This window comes from Mycobacterium sp. IS-2888 (genome assembly GCF_001954215.1).
Taxonomy (GTDB): domain Bacteria; phylum Actinomycetota; class Actinomycetes; order Mycobacteriales; family Mycobacteriaceae; genus Mycobacterium.
Genome location: NZ_MBET01000101.1, coordinates 20,328 through 35,067, shown reverse-complemented (window position 1 = coordinate 35,067; position 14,740 = coordinate 20,328). Strand labels below are relative to the sequence as shown.

Here is a 14,740-nt window from a genome sequence, read left to right as displayed (position 1 = left end):
GTTTAGGCCGATTTCGGCTTTTCGTGAAATGAGATTAACACCGCTTCGGCCCCGACAAAATGCTGATTCGAAGCGAACATCGCAGCGCTCATCCGATGGGGTCGAAGTTCGCGATCAGCCAGGAACCGTTGACCTTCGTCAGCGTGACCAGGATGCTGCTGGTGGTCTTTACGGGTTCTGACTTCTTCTTGCTTGCGGTGGTCTGGTCGACGAACACCAGAACCACAGCCGAATCCGGATGCAAGTCCGAAATGGCGGCCCGAATCACCTTGGCGGTCGCCGTCAGTTGCCCCTGCTGCGCCCCCGCCGCGATCTCTTCGCTGAATTTTTTGTAGTAGCCCAAAAAGCCGCCGGTCAAATGCGATCTCGCCTTGGCGAAATCACGATCGAGACTCTCGTAGGAGTACGAAAGCAGCGCCACGGCGCCGTCCGAAGCCGCCTGGATGGCTCGGTGCGCCGCGGCATCGTCGATCTGCCGATCCGGACGGTACAGAATGAAGAACAAACTAGCGGCGGCTCCCACCGCGGCAACGACCAACGCTGTCGCGACTATTGAACGCCAACGCGCCAGGCACCGGCGGGTCCAGCGCCGGATCGCGGTCAGCCTGCTGACGCTGGCCGATCCTCCGTCTTCGGCGCGGGGCGGAGCCTCCGTGCTGTCAACCGCTGTTTCGCTGCTTTCCAGCGACGAGCCGTGCTCGACAGTCATTGCAGGTAGTCGACTTTCGACATCTTGAACTGACCGCCATCGCGGTTGAGGTTGACGCTCATCCGCCACAAGGCCGGTGGCGGTTTGACGTTATCCGGGCCAGTGGCATCGGATTTCGCCACCACAAGCACGACTCCCGAATTGTCGCTCATCGACTCCACCGCAACGGCTTCCACGGTCACCTTGCTGCCGACTTTCGAATCTTCCGCCTTCTTGACCATGAGGGCTGACATCGCGGACAGTTGGGTCTTGAGGTCGCCCGTAGAGGCGTCGATCATGCGCTGGACGTCGTCCCTGGCGTGGTTGGGGTCAATCGACATCAGGGCCGTGACCGCTTGCCGGGCTGCCGCAGTGAAGTCCGCGGCGACCTGCCGTTTGTGCGTGATGGCGTGGTGCTGCCACACCATGTAGCCGCTCGCGCCAAGGGAAGCGGAGGCGAGGACGACGCCGACGCCAACGGCTACTGTTTTCCGCCCTGGGCGGCGGAGCCACCGTGGCCTAGCGGGACGGCGCAGCAACCGTCGTCTCCACCGCAACAACTTCCCGGGGCGCCGCTCGACATCGTCGGGGTAGGCGTCATCGTCCGTAGTCTCGGCCGCCCGGCGCAGCCGTTCGAGGCGTGCCCGCGCCGCCTCCGCGCGCGCTTCCGCTTGGGCGACTTCGTCCTCTATGTCCGCTTGCGAGGGGGGCGCTTCGGCGCCCGAGTCGACCCCTGGGCGAGATTGTGGTTCGTCGGGATCGGTCATATCCCCCGGGTCATGCACGGAGAATGAGCTTATCACCCTGGACCGGGCGGACACCGCCGTCGTTGGAAGGGTGCCTCAGTGTCTCTTAACATGCGCAGATGCGGGTCCGTCAGGGAACTGCGGGTGCGCGGTCCCGAGGCGATCCGGGCGCCGATGGCTCGTTGTCTCAGAGGATCTTCTCCAACTAGGAGAATTTTCTTTCCAGTCCTTTTCGGGTGTGGCAAAGTAATGGGGTGCGATCGATCGTGGCGTTGTTTGCTGCGTTACTCGGCGCCGGTCTGCTGGCGGCGCCGCCCGCCTCCGCGGGGCCGACGGTGTGCGATTATCCCGACTGCACTCCTGGCATCATGCCGCATCAGGTCCTCGGCGCGCCGTGTGACAACACCACCTACTACGCCTTCGGGACCGCGGACTATTACGTATCTTTCGCGTCCGAGCCTGGACGGCTGATGTTCTGCGGCTCGCCGAGAAGGTACCAGCCGCGATGGTTCCGGTCACCTCCGATGGCGGGAATCAAGGAGGAAGGCGCCGAGTGCCACCAGTACCTGAACTACGTCGCGCAGGCGCCGGATGGTCTGTTCCTGATCTGCATAGCGCATGACGGTGTGACGACGTGGGTTCGCGCTGACACTTAGCCGCAACGGATTCCGCGAACCACGCCCTACACCGCGTCGAAGAGACGATGAATTATGCGGAGCAATTGGGCCCGCAGCGTGTCGTCGTCGATGTCGGCCACCAGGGGTGACACCACCCCGACCGCGATGGCACCCGACAGCGCCGCCGCCGACACCCGCGCGTCCTCGGCGGAGTCGTTGACCAGCACACCGTAGAGCCGCTGAATGAATTGCTGGAAGGGTTCGTGCTCGGCCAGCAATCTCACGATGACGGGGTCGAACTGCAGGGTGCTCGCCGCGCCGCGACGTTCGATGGCGACGTCGATGACCCGGTCGAGCAGCAGCTCTCGTGCCTTGATCGGGTGGTCGTGCGCCTCAGCTGCTTCCAGGGCCTCCTCGAGACCCCCGAGTTCGCGCTCGGTGAGCGCGATGACGATCTGTTCCTTCGTTTTGAATTGGTGATACACCGCCGCCTTGGTGACTCCGATCTTGTCGGCGATCATCTGCAGCGAGGTTCCGCCGGCACCGTGCTCCGCGATCAACTGCAGCGCGGCATCCAGGATGCGCGTTTGCGCGGCGCTGCGCGTGATGAAACGAAACCCGCTCCTGGTCTGAGCCGTAACCACAACGAGAGCCTAGCCGATCGGCTATTGACCGGGAATAGCCGATCGGCTAGTTTCGCGACTAGCCGATCCCGCGAAACGGCCGGTGGAAGGAGTCGTTGATGTCCAACGTCGACGAGAACGAAGTTTGGAGAACGCCCCGAGTTGCGTTGCGGCGCATCGACGGCGAGCTGATCCTGCTCTGGACGTTGCCCGCGACCGTGATCATCTTCGTCGGCTGCTTTTTCCTGTTTCCGGGCTTCAATCCGCCGATGTCACCCAGCATGTCGGCCGATCAGGTGGCCGCGTTCTATCGCGATCCGGCCCGCCTGCCGCAGATCCGCTACAGCATGATCGTGTTCAACTGGTTCGGGGTGTGTCTCGTCCCGATTCTGACCCTCATCGTGATGCAGATCCGCAGGATGGCGCATCGCACGTCGATCTTCTCCTACGCGATGCTGGGCTGTGTTGCCGGCGGGCCCACCCTGTTCCTCGTCGCCAACGTCTGCTGGCTGCTGGCCGCCTTTCGCCCGGAGCGCAGTCCCGAGTTGACTCAGCTGCTCAACGATTTCGGCTGGATCACGTTCACCATCGTGGTCCCCTTTCTGATAGGGCAAAGCGTGATCCTCGCGGTGGCAATCTATTTCGACGATCAGCCGCGCCCGATATTCCCGCGGTGGGTGGCCCACTTCAACCTTTTGGTAGCCGCCGCGCTGATCCCCGCGGCCTTCGTGGGCGTGTCATTGACCGGCCCGCTCGCATGGGACGGGCTCCTGTCGTTCTGGGTGAAAAACGTTGCCATTGCGGTCTGGATCGTCGTGATGGGCGTCGTGTTGGGGCGGGCCGTCTATCGCGAGCGCGCTGAGTACCGGCAGCGCGACGAAGAACTGGTCACCGCATGAGCGTGGTGCTGACACCGCAGGCATCCGAGGCCATCCCGCCCGCGGGCCCCCTGCATCGCCGGATCGCCTGGCACCTGTTCCGCGGCCCCAAGCGCGAGCTGTGGCTGGCCTGGACGACGGTCGTCGTCTTTTACAACTTGTTTTTCCCGATGTTCTTCATCGTGGCGCAAGTCCAGCCCCCGCCGCAGCCGACCTGGGATCTCGCGACGCAGGTCCACTGGTTTCACGAACGGCACCTCGGGATACCGATCGGCTTTGGCATCATCTTCGCCGTCACGGGCATGACCGCGGTGAGCAATGCGCTCATCGCGTATTCGATGCGACGCATGTCGGTCAGCCGCGCGTTCGGGTACTCGTATCTGGTTATCTACTCGCTCAGCGCGATTCCCGGCATGCTGCTGCTTTGCATCGCGCTGATCGTCGCGACGATGCGGCCCGAGCGAGACCCCGAAGCGCTCGGCTGGCTCTACGATTTCGCCTTCCTCTCTTTCGACGGGACCATGGGAGTTTTCCTGATCGGCTCGCTGATCTGGATGCTCGCGATCCTGCTCGACCGAAATCGGGTGTTCCCCAAGTGGTTCGGCTATCTGAACCTGTGCAATGCGCTAACTGAGGTCGTCGTGGCACCGTGCTGGATCTTCCGGCGTGGCGTGCTGGCATGGAATGGGCAGATCGCTTGGTGGCTGGACATGGTCGTGTTCGGCGTCTACCAGGTCACCTTCATTGTCATGCTGTTTCGGATGATCCAGCGCGAGGACTTCGGCGACGGGCCGCTGCCCGACCCTGCGCGCAAAGGGGTGGCCGCGTCATGACCGAGCTTGCCGATAAGACCAAGAGCGCCAGGTTCGTGCCGGGACAGCCCGACATGTGGGCCTTCGTATTGTTCGAGACCCTAGTCTTCACAGGGTATTTTGGCTTTTACCTGTTCTATCGTGCCCGCAGCCCGGAGCTCTTCTTGCATTCCCAGGCGCACCTGGATCTGCGTATCGGGGTCTTCAACACCCTGGTGTTGCTGCTGAGCTCCTGGTCGGTGGCGCGCTGCGTGCAGTCGGCTCGTGCCGGCGCCTACCGAGCGGCGCTGCGCGACGTGTACATCACGGCCGCATTCGCCGGAATCTTCCTGTTTTTCAAGGTGTTCGAGTGGGCCCGGTTGGTCCACATGGGAAATGGCTTTGCGAGCAACGACTTCTTCACCTACTACTTCTTCCTCACCGGGATCCACTTCGTGCACCTGCTGATCGGCTTTGTCGTTCTGGGCGTCATCGTCTACCAACTTCGAGGTCCCGCGCGGCGGTCCCAGGAGCTGGTCGAAACGTGCGCGACCTATTGGCACACTGTCGACTTCCTCTGGGTGCTCATATTCGCGATGCTGTACGTGGTGAGGTGATCGGTGATCAAATTCAACAAGCGGCTTCTGATCGTTTGGCTGGTGCTGGCGTCGCTCACCTTGGGCTATCTCTGGATAGACCACGCCGATCGATCGAACGCCGCCAGCGCCGTCGTCACGTCAAGCGTGATCGTGATCGCAGTCGTCAAGGTGCGCATCATCTTTCGAGAATTCATGGAGGTTCGTCAGGCTCCGGTTTTGCTATGCCGCCTGACCGACGCCTGGGTCGTGCTCATCGCGGCAAGCATGCTCGCCTGCTACTTCATCGGCATGCAGGTCGGGTAATTCTCAGCCGACGGGCGCCACCGAATCGGCCGTCGTGAACGTCAGGTGCAATGCGCTCAGGCCGCGCAGGATATACGTCGGCTCGTAGGTGTAGCGGCGATCGGCGCTCGGCCCGTGGTGGTTTTCGTCAATCTCGATGTGGGACATGCGATCCAGGAGGCGCTCGATCGAGACACGGCCTTCCACTCGGGCCAGCGGTCCGCCGGGGCAGGAGTGCACGCCGCGCGCAAAGGCCATGTGCTCGCGGACGTTCTTGCGGCGGAGGTCGAACTCGTGCGGGTTTTCGAACCGGCGTGGGTCGCGATTGGCGGCGCCCGGCAGCACCATCACGACGGTGCCGGCGGGTATATCGACACCACCAATGCGGGTGGCCCTGCGGGCCAGCCGCGAGTCGCTCTTCACCGGGCTCTCCATGCGCAGCGATTCTTCGATGAACCCGGGAATCAGGCTGCGGTCGTCGCGCAGCTCTTGCTGTATGTCCGGCCGCTCGCCGAGCACGTGCAGCGCCGCACTGAGTAGCTTGGCGGTGGTTTCCTGGCCCGCGGCAAAGAGGAAGGTTGCCGAACGAACCACCTCGATGACCTCCGGCGTGGATCCGTCCGGATACTTCGCCGTCGCGAGCGAGGTCAGCACGTCCTTGCGTGGATTGCTACGGCGGTCCTCGATGTAGGAACAGAACTTGTCGTCGAGCCACTCCAGCGGGTTGATGCCGACCGACTCGTGATCCAGGGCCCCGACCCGGCCGGGTTTATCGGCACCCAGCACAGAGCGGAACTCCTTGTGATCCTCCTCGGGAACGCCGAGCAGATCCGCGATCACCAGCGTGGCGAACGGCTTGGAATATTCGCCGATGAATTCGCACTCACCGTTGTCCAGGAACTCGTCGAGCTGACGGTCGGCGAGGCGCCACATGAACTCCTCGTTGTGCTTCAACCGGCTCGGGGTCAGCAGCTTGCTCAGCACCGATCGGGCCCGGGTGTGATCCGGCGGATCCATGGTGACCATGTGCTCGAACATCGGAAAATAACTGCGGTGCTGGTCGATCTGCGGGCTGATGTCCTCACCCTCGGGCTCGAAGGGCAGCGGGGGAAACGGGCCGCCGAGCGCGACGATGTTCGAGAACGTCTCGGGATCCTTGTAGACCTCGCAGGCTTCTTCGTATCCCGTGACGGCGACGACCCCGTGGTGGGGCAACCGCAGCACCGGATTTTGGCTGCGCAAGTAGTCGAAGTACGGGTGCGGATCGGGGACCAGTGACTGATCGGTGAAAAAGTCAATCGACTCGTAGTCGGTCATCGGATTGCGTCCCCCTGGGCTGGGTGTTCGGCGGCAAGCGGTGGCGCCGCCCGATTTCGGAATCGAAAATGTGCTGAGCACCTGCTTAGCATGGCGGTAATGTCAGGGTCAAGGTGACGACGCCGCGCCACGCTACGATCCGTGGGGTCGGCGCGGCAGCGCGAAGAGTGGGGAGCAGGGGCATGACATCGGCCCGCAGGATCGGGGCGCCGGACGCGAAGAACCGCGGCCTGCTGCTCGACGCGGCCGAGCAGCTGATGGTGGAGGAGGGGTACGCGGCGGTCACGTCGCGCCGGCTGGCGAGCAAGGCCGGGCTCAAACCGCAGCTGGTCCACTATTACTTCCGCACCATGGAGGAGTTGTTCCTCGAAGTCTTCCGGCGCCGCGCCGAGGAAGGCCTTCAAGTGCAGGCGAAAGCGCTGCAATCGCCCCAGCCGCTGTGGGCGCTGTGGAGGTTCGGCACCGATCCAGCGTTCACCCGGATTTCCATGGAATTCATGGCGCTGGCGAATCACCGTAAGGAGATGCGGGCCGAAATCGCTTACTACGCGGAGCGTTTCCGGGATGAACAATGCCAGGCGGTGACGTCGGCGTTGCAGCGCTACGGGGTGTCCCGGGAGGATATGCCGCCGGTGGTGTGGACGGTGCTGATGACGAGCCTGTCGCGGTTTCTGGTGCTCGAGCAGGCGGTGGGAATTACCGGCGGTCACGCCGAAACCTTGGAGCTCGTCGAAAGTTACCTGCGCCGCCTGGAGGGCGAGCCGCAGCCGATCGAGGGTGTGCCGGCGAACTGGGTGGTTCACCAGTTCCGGATCGAACAGAGCACGCCCCGGGGCCCGTCCTTGGACACGACGACGGCCCCGTCCACCGACAGCTCGCAATGAAACTGCGGCGTGCCCGGCTCGGGGCCGGTGTTGACCACCACCATGGCCCAGTATTCGGGTTTCGCCTCGTTCAGTTCGAAGCTCCACGGATGGTCCGGTGCGATGTCGGTTTTGACGTTGGGCGTGAACCGGTAGGGGTCGTGGCTGTAGTCGGAGAAGATCGCCGGCTCTTGATCGATGTAATAGATGTTGGCGTAGATCGGGTTCTGGACGCTGATGGTGTACTTCACGTGATGCATGACCGGGTCGTCCGCGTGTGCGGGTCCGGCGCCCGTGAGTAAACCGGCCCCTGCCAATAGCACTGCGACCAACATTCTGCATGCGGTGGTCATGTCGTTCCTCCGGTGCCCGAGGGTGGGTTGCCGCTGCGCTTCATTACCCGCTCCGCGGCCCGCCAGTGTGCGTCGGCAACCCACAGCCGTGCAAAGGATGCTATCGCCTCGTCCGGCGAAACTCCGCTGATTACCCGCTTTATCTCGGTCGCGGGGTGACGAGCGAGCGACCTCGCGACCGATCGCCAACCCTCGTCGAACGACGGGCGGGGCAACACCAGATCCACCAGCCCGATCCGTTCGGCCTCGATCGCGGTGAGGGGGGTGCCGGTGCCGGCCAGAAGTAGCGCCCTGCCCTTCCCGACGAGCGCGGCCAGTCGCTCGGCGCCGCCCCAGGCCGGCATGATTTCCAGCTCCACCTGATTGAAGCCGATCTTGATGTCGTCGGCGGCCACCCGAATGTCGGCGGCGACAGCGACTTCGGCGCCACCGCCAAAGGCGTGCCCGTTGAGGGCGGCGATCACCGGAGCCGGGAAGCTGGCCAGTTGATCGCAGATCGACCGCATCCGCTTCGCCATCGCCGAGGCGTCTTCCTCGGTGCGCAACGCGCTGAGTTCCTTGAGGTCGCCGCCGGAGACGAAGGCCCGATCGCCGGCGCCCGTGATGACGAGGGCTCTGGCGCCGGCGGCCGCGTCGAGCGCCTTTTCCAGTTGGTCCATGGTGTCCAACGCGATCGCATTGCGCGCGTGCGGGCGATCGACGGTGAGCACGGCCAGCCCATCGTCGACCTCCAGGTCCACCATGCGTCGTCGCTCCTTGGCCAAGACGGCCGATATTGGCGTTCTCTTATCGGGAGAATAACATCATCGCAAGGGCCGAGAACTTTCCGCGACGAGGCTGTGAGGTGGCGCAATGGTCAACCGAATCGCGGCGGCCGGTATGGCGCTCGCTGTCGCCGTCCTGGGTGGCTGCACCCCACGGCCGCAAACCCCGCTCGGCGGCACCGCATCGGTGACCGTCAACGGAAACGATGCAAAATTCCAGATCGTGAAGTGCACCCAGATGCAGTGGTATCGGACGATCGACATCGGCGGCAATTTCGCCGGGGCCACCGTCGCCGTCGACGAGCGTGCGGCATCAGCGACTACCGAGTCCGTCCAGATCCGCAATTTGGGCGGCTTCACCGGAAGGTACTCCCACGGCGACGGGGAGGACGCCCAGACCAGCCTGAGCAACGGCAAGCTCACGGTCTCCGGTACGGCCCACGGCTCCAAGGCCGACAACCCGAACGAACCGGCAACCGCCACGTTCAAAATCACTGTCACCTGCTGATCGCATGCGCTTGGACGGGGTGCACGTTGCGGTCGGGGCTGGGTAGAGAATACTATTCTCTCAAATCAAGAAGGAGGATTCCATGGGCCAGTTGTCGCACCGGGAGGACGTCCCGTTTCCGATCTTCGACGCGGACAACCATCTCTACGAGCCGCCCGAGGCGCTGACTAAGTTCCTGCCGAAGCAGTACAAGGACTTCGTGCAGTACGTGCAGGTCAATGGGCGGACCAAGATCGCGATCCGCGGCCACATCAGCAACTACATTCCCAACCCGACATTCGAGGTCGTCGCCCGGCCGGGTGCCTGGGAGGAGTATTTCAAGTTCGGCAACCCGGACGGCAAGACCAAGCGCGAGCTGTTCGGCGAGCCGATGCGCGCGATCCCGGCCTTCTTCGAACCCGGCCCGCGGCTGGAGAAAATGAACGAGCTGGGGCTGGACCGCACGTTGATGTTTCCGACGCTGGCCAGCCTGCTCGAGGAACGCCTGCGCGACGACCCGGTCGCCATCCACGTCCTGATCCATGCGCTGAATGAATGGCTCGACGAGGTCTGGGGCTTCAATTACCAGAACCGGATCTTCACCACCCCGGTCATCACACTGCCGATCGTCGAGAAGGCGATCGAGGAGCTGGAATGGGCGGTCAAGCGCGGGGCCCGCTGCATCCTGATCCGCCCGGCTCCCGTCCCCGGCTTCCGTGGCCCGCGGTCATTCGCGGTGCCCGAGTTCGACCCGTTCTGGGAGCGGGTCGTCGAGCACGACGTGCTGGTCGGCATGCACTCCAGCGACAGCGGTTACTCCCGCTACACCTCCGAGTGGGACGGCGCCGAACAGGAGATGCTGCCGTTCCAAACCAATGCGATGGGCATCCTCAACGAGTGGCGGCCGATCCAGGACGCGGTCGGCTCCTGGGTCATTCACGGCGCGCTCTACCGCCACCCGAAGCTGAAAGTCGCGATCGTCGAGGCCGGTTCGAAGTGGATGACCCCGCTATTGGACGGCCTGGCCGAGGTCTTCCGGAAGGCCCCGGAAGTCTTCCCGAGCGACCCAGTCGAGATGGTCAAGAACCGCATCCATGTCAGCCCGTTCTTCGAGGACGGCATCGATGATCTGGTCAACCTCGTCGGCGTGGACCGGGTGCTGTACGGCTCGGACTGGCCGCACCCCGAAGGGCTGGCTGAGCCGACCTTCTACGTCAACGCGTTGTCACACCTTCCCGTCGAGGATCAGGCAAAGATCATGGGCGGCAACCTCGGTCGGCTCGTCACGGTGTGACGCCGGCCGACCCCGCTTGGCGGACCATCCCCGAGATGGTCTTGAGCGCGGCGGACCGTTTCGGCGACGCGGAAGCGATTGTCGACGGTCCGCTGCGCTTGACCTTCACCGAGGTAGTCGAGCGAATCCGTTGTGCCGCAGGCGTGTTCGCCGAGCTTGGGGTAGGCAAGGGTGACCGGGTCGCCATCTGGGCACCCAACTCGGCCGAGTGGATAATCGCCGCCTTTGGGCTGCTCACCGCGGGCGGCGTGCTGGTGCCGGTCAACACCCGGTTCAAGGCCGAAGAAGCGGGCGACATCATCGGCCGCAGTGGGGCGAACGCCGTCCTCGTGCAGAAGGGATTTCTGGACCAGGACTACACCGCACCGGCGGGTATACCGGTAATCGACTTGAAGTCCGACTTCCTCTCCGGCGGTAGGCCGTTCGAGCGCGCGGTGAGCGGGACCGACATCGCCGACGTCATCTTCACGTCCGGCACCACCGGCCGCCCCAAGGGCGCAATGATGAACCATCAGCAGACACTGCGCATGTACGAGGAATGGGCGACGCTCGCGGATCTGCGCGAAGGCGATCGGTATCTGCAGATCAACCCGTACTTCCACACATTCGGCTTGAAAGCGGGACTCATCGCGTCATTCCTGCGCGGCGCAACGATGGTGCCGGTCGCAGTGTTCGCCGTCGGGGCCGTAGTGAACCTCATTGAACGCGAACGCATCACGATGCTGCCCGGCCCGCCGACGCTCTACCACTCGTTGCTGACGGTCGACGACAAGGGCAAGCTGGCGTCGTTGCGGGCGGGCGTCACGGGCGCCGCCGACATCCCCGTCGAGCTGGTTCGTCGCATCCATGGCGAATTGCCCTTCCAGACGTTGATGACCGGCTATGGGCTGACCGAGGCCGGCAACGTCACCCTGTCGCGGCCCGGCGACTCGTTCGAGGATGTCGCGACCACCGCGGGCCTGCCCTGCGAGGGAGTCGAGGTGCGCATCGCCGACGACGGCGAGGTGTTGGTTCGCGGCTACGGCGTCATGCAGGGTTACCTCGGGGAGCCCGAGGCCACTGCGCAGGCGATCGACGACGAGGGCTGGCTGCACACCGGGGACCTGGGCAACTTCGGCGACACGGGCCGCCTTCGCGTGGTGGGTCGCAAGAAGGACATGTTCATCGTGGGTGGGTTCAACGCCTATCCGGCGGAGATCGAGGGATTCCTGCTCGAGCACCCGGCGGTGGCGCAGGCCGCCGTGATCGGCGTCCCCGACGATCGCCTCGGACAGGTGGGTAGGGCTTTCGTGGTGGCAAAAACTACAGTGTCCGAAGACGACCTGATCGCGTGGTGCCGGGAGCGGATGGCGGGATTCAAAGCGCCGAGATCCATCAAGTTCCTCGACGCGCTGCCGCTCAACGCCACGGGGAAAGTGATGAAGGACCAACTCCATTGACTACCGGCGATATTCACTCGATGGTGATCGCATCGGACTACCGGATCCCGGACCCGACCAAGGTTTGGCCGCTGCTCGAGCGGAACAAGGCGGCACTCTCCGATATCGGAGCACACCACGTCCTGGTGTACACGTCCACGCACGACCACGGCCGCGTGCTGGTCATGATCGGAGTGCACAGCCGTGAGCCCATCGTGGAATTGCTGCGCTCGCGCGTCTTCTTCGATTGGTTCGATGCCGCCGGCGTCGAAGACATCCCCGCCGTCTTCGCCGGCGAGATCGTCGACAGGTTTGTGCCGGCGGACCCGCCGGCAACCGGGGCGCCCGGCGTCGTGGTGGCCGCCATCGCGTCCGTCGACGACGTGTCGACCCTGACCGCGGGGTTCCGTTCGGCGATGGACGGGCTCACCGTGGCCGGCGTCCGAAAGGCCTGGGTCTTCCAGGCTTTCGACGACGAACACGAGGTCCTGATCCTGTCGGAGTTTCCCGACGAGGACAGCGCGCGGCGTTGGATCGACCATCCCGACGCCCCGGCGCAATGGATGTCGGGCGTGGGCGTCGGCGCCCATCCGCCGCTGTTCGTCGGCCGGCTTTTTGACACGATGCGCATCGAGGCGGACTGAGCTCGCCGGTATGTTCGTGTGCCTGTGTAACGGAGTCACCAGCCAGACGGTGGGCGACGCCGTCGCGGCCGGGGCGTCGACGACCAAGGACGTCGCCCAGGCGTGCGGAGCGGGTGCCGACTGCGGGCGCTGCCGGCGGACGGTCCAGGCGATGCTGCGATCGTCGGCGCCGGACCGAAAGGCGCCGTCGGTTTAGTCATTTCAGCGGCGCCGGGTGCCGTCCGGTAACATGGGCCCGACGAGTTGAGCGAGCAGCGGCGGGATTTCGAGCCGCGGCAACACCACCTCGACGAACACCATGCGGTCGCGCTGCTGAGCGGCGACGTTGAACGCGTCGTCGAGCTCACCGTAGGTCTGCGCCCGGAACGCCAGGTGGTCGACCGCGCCCAGCGCGTTGGGGACGTCGGTCCACTTCCAGCTGACGATGTCGTTGTAGGGTGCGGTCTCGCCGTGAATCGCCCGTTCGACGGTGTAACCGTCGTTGTTGACCACCACGATGACCGGCGACAACCCCTCGCGGGAGAAGGTGCCAAGTTCCTGGATGGTCAGTTGCGCGGCCCCGTCGCCGATCAGCAATACGGTCCGACGGTCTGGATGCGCCACCGCCGCCCCTACCGCGGCGGGCAGCGTGTAACCGATTGAGCCCCAAAGCGGTTGACCGATGAAGGTGACGCCCTGCGGGAGCCGGTGATCCGCCATGCCGTAGAACGACGTGCCCTGATCGGCGAGGACCACGTTTCCCGGTGTGAGCGCCACGCACAGGCGATCCCACACCATCTTCTGGGTCAACGGTTGATTGCGCGGTGGCGGTGGCGGTAGCGGCTCGGCCGGCGGCGATGCCACCGGCGGTGAGGTGGTTCCGCGCCGGGCGAGGATCGTAGCCAGGGCCTCCAGCGCGGCGCCCATCTCCAGCGGTGCGAAAACCTCGCCTGCCACACTGCTTTGGTACTGCCCGACGTCGATGGTGCGGGCCGGGTCGATGCGCTGGCTGAAGAAGCCGCTGACCATGTCGGTGAACACCACGCCGGCCGTCACCAGCACCGGCGCCTCTTCGATCGCCGCGCGCACCCATTCGGCGCTGGCCGCACCCGCGTAGATGCCCAGGAAGTTGGGCGAGCTCTCGTCGAGCAGGCTCTTTCCCCACATCAACGTCGCGTGCGGCACCACGTCCGCGGCCAGCAGTGCCTCGAGCTCCTTGACCGCCTGCAGCCGGTGCACCAGCAGGTCGGCGAGCACGGTGAGCCGATGGTCGCCGATGAGGCCGGTCGCGGCCTCGACGAACATGGCCAGCGCGCGCGGGCTGGTGCCTCCGGAGTAGCGGGGCAACGGCGCCTCGGGAGGCTCGGTGGGGAAGCGGGCCACGTCGGTGGAGAGCAGGATGTACCCGGGCCGCTTCTGTTCACGCACCTCGGACAGCACCCGGTCGATCTCCCTGCACGCGGTAGCCGGCATGAGATTGGCTTGGGCGCAAGTGATTTCCCGGCTGATCCGGAAGAAGTGCTCGAAATCCCCATCGCCCAGCGAATGATGCAGCGCCCGCCGGGCGCCCTGGGCGTCTTTTGAGGGACCGCCGACGATATGAACGACGGGCACATGCTCGGCGTAGCTGCCCGCGATCGCGTTGGCCGCCGAGAGTTCACCCACGCCGAATGTCGTTACCAGGGCTGACATTCCACGCAACCGGCCGTATCCGTCGGCGGCGTAGCCGGCGTTCAGCTCGTTGGCGCTGCCGACCCATCGAATGGCCGGATGGGCGACGATGTGGTCGAGGAATTCCAGGTTGTAGTCGCCGGGAACGCCGAAGATCTCGGAGACGCCGAGCTCGGCGAGGCGGTCCAGGAGATAGTCGCCGACGGTGTAGGTCACGAGGACGACGGTACGCCCGGTCGAAACCCTCCCGGCCGGACGCCTATTGGCCTATCGTGCGGGCCATGGCGATCAACGAAACCCGCGACATTGTCATCGAAGCCAGCCCCGAGGAGATTCTCGACGTCATCGCCGATTTCGAATCGCTGCCCGAGTGGTCGGAGCCCCACCAGAGCTCCGAAGTGCTCGAGAGGGGCGAGGACGGCCGGCCCAGCAAGGTCAAGATGAAAGTCAAAGCCGCCGGCATCACCGACGAGCAAGTGGTGGCCTACACGTGGAGCGAGAACAAGGTGAGCTGGACGCTGGTCAGCTCCGGCCAACAGCGCTCGCAGGACGCGTCCTACACATTGATACCCGAGGGCGGCAAGACGAAAGTCAAATTCGAGATCAGCGTCGACCCGGTGGTACCGCTGCCCGGCTTCGTGTTGAAGCGTGCCGTCAAAGGGACGATCGACACCGGCACCAAGGGCCTGCGCGACCGCGTGCTCAAGGTCAAGAAGGGCAAGTAGC

The 14,740-nt window shown here is 64.6% G+C and carries 19 protein-coding genes; 12 read left to right on the top strand and 7 right to left on the bottom strand.

Annotated features, from left to right (window positions below):
- Nucleotides 1–88: 88 nt before the first annotated feature.
- Together A5745_RS20535 and A5745_RS20530 are read right to left on the bottom strand one after the other, a co-directional pair.
- Nucleotides 89–709, bottom strand: a complete 621-nt coding sequence (locus tag A5745_RS20535; protein WP_076059065.1) for a hypothetical protein — start codon at nt 707–709, stop codon at nt 89–91.
- Entirely contained in the window at nt 706–1,455 is a 750-nt protein-coding gene (locus A5745_RS20530) for a hypothetical protein (protein ID WP_076118648.1), read from the bottom strand. The genes A5745_RS20535 and A5745_RS20530 overlap by 4 nt, the downstream gene beginning before the upstream one ends.
- A gap of 233 nt (nt 1,456–1,688) precedes the next feature.
- Between A5745_RS20530 and A5745_RS20525 the strand changes: the two genes are divergently transcribed.
- Nucleotides 1,689–2,090 carry a hypothetical protein gene (locus tag A5745_RS20525; protein ID WP_240562971.1) on the top strand — a complete coding sequence of 134 codons (402 nt, stop codon included), beginning with the start codon at nt 1,689–1,691 and terminating at the stop codon, nt 2,088–2,090.
- A 26-nt stretch (nt 2,091–2,116) separates the two neighbouring features.
- On the opposite strand, the gene A5745_RS20520 is transcribed toward A5745_RS20525, so the two are convergent.
- Nucleotides 2,117–2,695: a TetR/AcrR family transcriptional regulator gene (locus A5745_RS20520; RefSeq protein WP_076059066.1), complete on the bottom strand. Its 579-nt coding sequence runs from the start codon at nt 2,693–2,695 to the stop codon at nt 2,117–2,119.
- Nucleotides 2,696–2,793: 98 nt separating this feature from the next.
- Between A5745_RS20520 and A5745_RS20515 the strand changes: the two genes are divergently transcribed.
- The 4 genes from A5745_RS20515 to A5745_RS20500 are packed head-to-tail and all read left to right on the top strand — an operon-like array spanning nt 2,794 to nt 5,245.
- Nucleotides 2,794–3,573, top strand: a complete 780-nt coding sequence (locus A5745_RS20515; protein WP_076118521.1) for a hypothetical protein — start codon at nt 2,794–2,796, stop codon at nt 3,571–3,573.
- On the top strand, nt 3,570–4,385 hold the full coding sequence (locus A5745_RS20510; protein ID WP_076059070.1) for a hypothetical protein: 816 nt from the start codon (nt 3,570–3,572) through the stop codon (nt 4,383–4,385). The genes A5745_RS20515 and A5745_RS20510 overlap by 4 nt, the downstream gene beginning before the upstream one ends.
- A complete protein-coding gene (locus A5745_RS20505) occupies nt 4,382–4,960 on the top strand; it encodes a cytochrome c oxidase subunit 3 family protein (protein WP_076118519.1) in 579 nt (192 codons plus the stop codon). The genes A5745_RS20510 and A5745_RS20505 overlap by 4 nt, the downstream gene beginning before the upstream one ends.
- A 6-nt stretch (nt 4,961–4,966) precedes the next feature.
- Nucleotides 4,967–5,245, top strand: a complete 279-nt coding sequence (locus A5745_RS20500) for a cytochrome C oxidase subunit IV family protein (RefSeq protein ID WP_076059162.1) — start codon at nt 4,967–4,969, stop codon at nt 5,243–5,245.
- Nucleotides 5,246–5,248: 3 nt separating this feature from the next.
- Here A5745_RS20500 and A5745_RS20495 read toward each other — a convergent pair whose 3' ends face one another.
- Nucleotides 5,249–6,541, bottom strand: a complete 1,293-nt coding sequence (locus A5745_RS20495) for a cytochrome P450 (RefSeq protein WP_076059073.1) — start codon at nt 6,539–6,541, stop codon at nt 5,249–5,251.
- 182 nt (nt 6,542–6,723) lie between these two features.
- Between A5745_RS20495 and A5745_RS20490 the strand changes: the two genes are divergently transcribed.
- Entirely contained in the window at nt 6,724–7,425 is a 702-nt protein-coding gene (locus A5745_RS20490) for a TetR/AcrR family transcriptional regulator (protein WP_076118517.1), read from the top strand.
- On the opposite strand, the gene A5745_RS20485 is transcribed toward A5745_RS20490, so the two are convergent.
- Both A5745_RS20485 and A5745_RS20480 read right to left on the bottom strand, forming a co-directional pair.
- On the bottom strand, nt 7,341–7,739 hold the full coding sequence (locus tag A5745_RS20485) for a hypothetical protein (RefSeq protein WP_083663003.1): 399 nt from the start codon (nt 7,737–7,739) through the stop codon (nt 7,341–7,343). The two genes, A5745_RS20490 and A5745_RS20485, sit on opposite strands and share 85 nt — an antisense overlap.
- Before the next feature lie 14 nt (nt 7,740–7,753).
- On the bottom strand, nt 7,754–8,500 hold the full coding sequence (locus tag A5745_RS20480) for an enoyl-CoA hydratase/isomerase family protein (RefSeq protein WP_076118515.1): 747 nt from the start codon (nt 8,498–8,500) through the stop codon (nt 7,754–7,756).
- A 109-nt stretch (nt 8,501–8,609) separates the two neighbouring features.
- Here A5745_RS20480 and A5745_RS20475 point away from each other — a divergent pair, with 109 nt between their 5' ends.
- The 5 genes from A5745_RS20475 to A5745_RS20455 all read left to right on the top strand — a co-directional run bounded on the left by A5745_RS20475 (nt 8,610) and on the right by A5745_RS20455 (nt 12,560).
- Nucleotides 8,610–9,029, top strand: coding sequence for a lipoprotein LpqH (locus tag A5745_RS20475; RefSeq protein ID WP_076059081.1), 420 nt, complete (start codon nt 8,610–8,612; stop codon nt 9,027–9,029).
- Between the two features lie 82 nt (nt 9,030–9,111).
- Nucleotides 9,112–10,302, top strand: coding sequence for an amidohydrolase family protein (locus tag A5745_RS20470; protein ID WP_076059083.1), 1,191 nt, complete (start codon nt 9,112–9,114; stop codon nt 10,300–10,302).
- Nucleotides 10,299–11,741, top strand: coding sequence for a FadD3 family acyl-CoA ligase (locus A5745_RS20465; protein ID WP_076118513.1), 1,443 nt, complete (start codon nt 10,299–10,301; stop codon nt 11,739–11,741). The genes A5745_RS20470 and A5745_RS20465 overlap by 4 nt, the downstream gene beginning before the upstream one ends.
- Nucleotides 11,738–12,364, top strand: coding sequence for a fatty-acid--CoA ligase (locus A5745_RS20460; RefSeq protein WP_139329712.1), 627 nt, complete (start codon nt 11,738–11,740; stop codon nt 12,362–12,364). The genes A5745_RS20465 and A5745_RS20460 overlap by 4 nt, the downstream gene beginning before the upstream one ends.
- 10 nt (nt 12,365–12,374) lie before the next feature.
- A complete protein-coding gene (locus tag A5745_RS20455) occupies nt 12,375–12,560 on the top strand; it encodes a bacterioferritin-associated ferredoxin (protein ID WP_076059088.1) in 186 nt (61 codons plus the stop codon).
- Nucleotides 12,561–12,565: 5 nt separating this feature from the next.
- Here A5745_RS20455 and A5745_RS20450 read toward each other — a convergent pair whose 3' ends face one another.
- Entirely contained in the window at nt 12,566–14,230 is a 1,665-nt protein-coding gene (locus A5745_RS20450) for an alpha-keto acid decarboxylase family protein (protein ID WP_076118509.1), read from the bottom strand.
- Between the two features lie 65 nt (nt 14,231–14,295).
- Here A5745_RS20450 and A5745_RS20445 point away from each other — a divergent pair, with 65 nt between their 5' ends.
- Complete coding sequence (locus A5745_RS20445; RefSeq protein ID WP_076118507.1) at nt 14,296–14,739, top strand: SRPBCC family protein; 444 nt, start codon at nt 14,296–14,298, stop codon at nt 14,737–14,739.
- Nucleotide 14,740: the final 1 nt, after the last annotated feature.

Bases quoted from the DNA above. Each gene is read 5' to 3' on its own strand.
- A5745_RS20485 (WP_083663003.1), bottom strand. From the start codon at position 7,739: ATGTTGGTCGCAGTGCTATTGGCAGGGGCCGGTTTACTCACGGGCGCC.
- A5745_RS20455 (WP_076059088.1), top strand. From the start codon at position 12,375: ATGTTCGTGTGCCTGTGTAACGGAGTCACCAGCCAGACGGTGGGCGAC.
- A5745_RS20535 (WP_076059065.1), bottom strand. From the start codon at position 709: ATGACTGTCGAGCACGGCTCGTCGCTGGAAAGCAGCGAAACAGCGGTT.
- A5745_RS20480 (WP_076118515.1), bottom strand. From the start codon at position 8,500: ATGGTGGACCTGGAGGTCGACGATGGGCTGGCCGTGCTCACCGTCGAT.
- A5745_RS20530 (WP_076118648.1), bottom strand. From the start codon at position 1,455: ATGACCGATCCCGACGAACCACAATCTCGCCCAGGGGTCGACTCGGGC.
- A5745_RS20495 (WP_076059073.1), bottom strand. From the start codon at position 6,541: ATGACCGACTACGAGTCGATTGACTTTTTCACCGATCAGTCACTGGTC.
- A5745_RS20445 (WP_076118507.1), top strand. From the start codon at position 14,296: ATGGCGATCAACGAAACCCGCGACATTGTCATCGAAGCCAGCCCCGAG.
- A5745_RS20515 (WP_076118521.1), top strand. From the start codon at position 2,794: ATGTCCAACGTCGACGAGAACGAAGTTTGGAGAACGCCCCGAGTTGCG.
- A5745_RS20505 (WP_076118519.1), top strand. From the start codon at position 4,382: ATGACCGAGCTTGCCGATAAGACCAAGAGCGCCAGGTTCGTGCCGGGA.
- A5745_RS20490 (WP_076118517.1), top strand. From the start codon at position 6,724: ATGACATCGGCCCGCAGGATCGGGGCGCCGGACGCGAAGAACCGCGGC.
- A5745_RS20475 (WP_076059081.1), top strand. From the start codon at position 8,610: ATGGTCAACCGAATCGCGGCGGCCGGTATGGCGCTCGCTGTCGCCGTC.
- A5745_RS20510 (WP_076059070.1), top strand. From the start codon at position 3,570: ATGAGCGTGGTGCTGACACCGCAGGCATCCGAGGCCATCCCGCCCGCG.
- A5745_RS20470 (WP_076059083.1), top strand. From the start codon at position 9,112: ATGGGCCAGTTGTCGCACCGGGAGGACGTCCCGTTTCCGATCTTCGAC.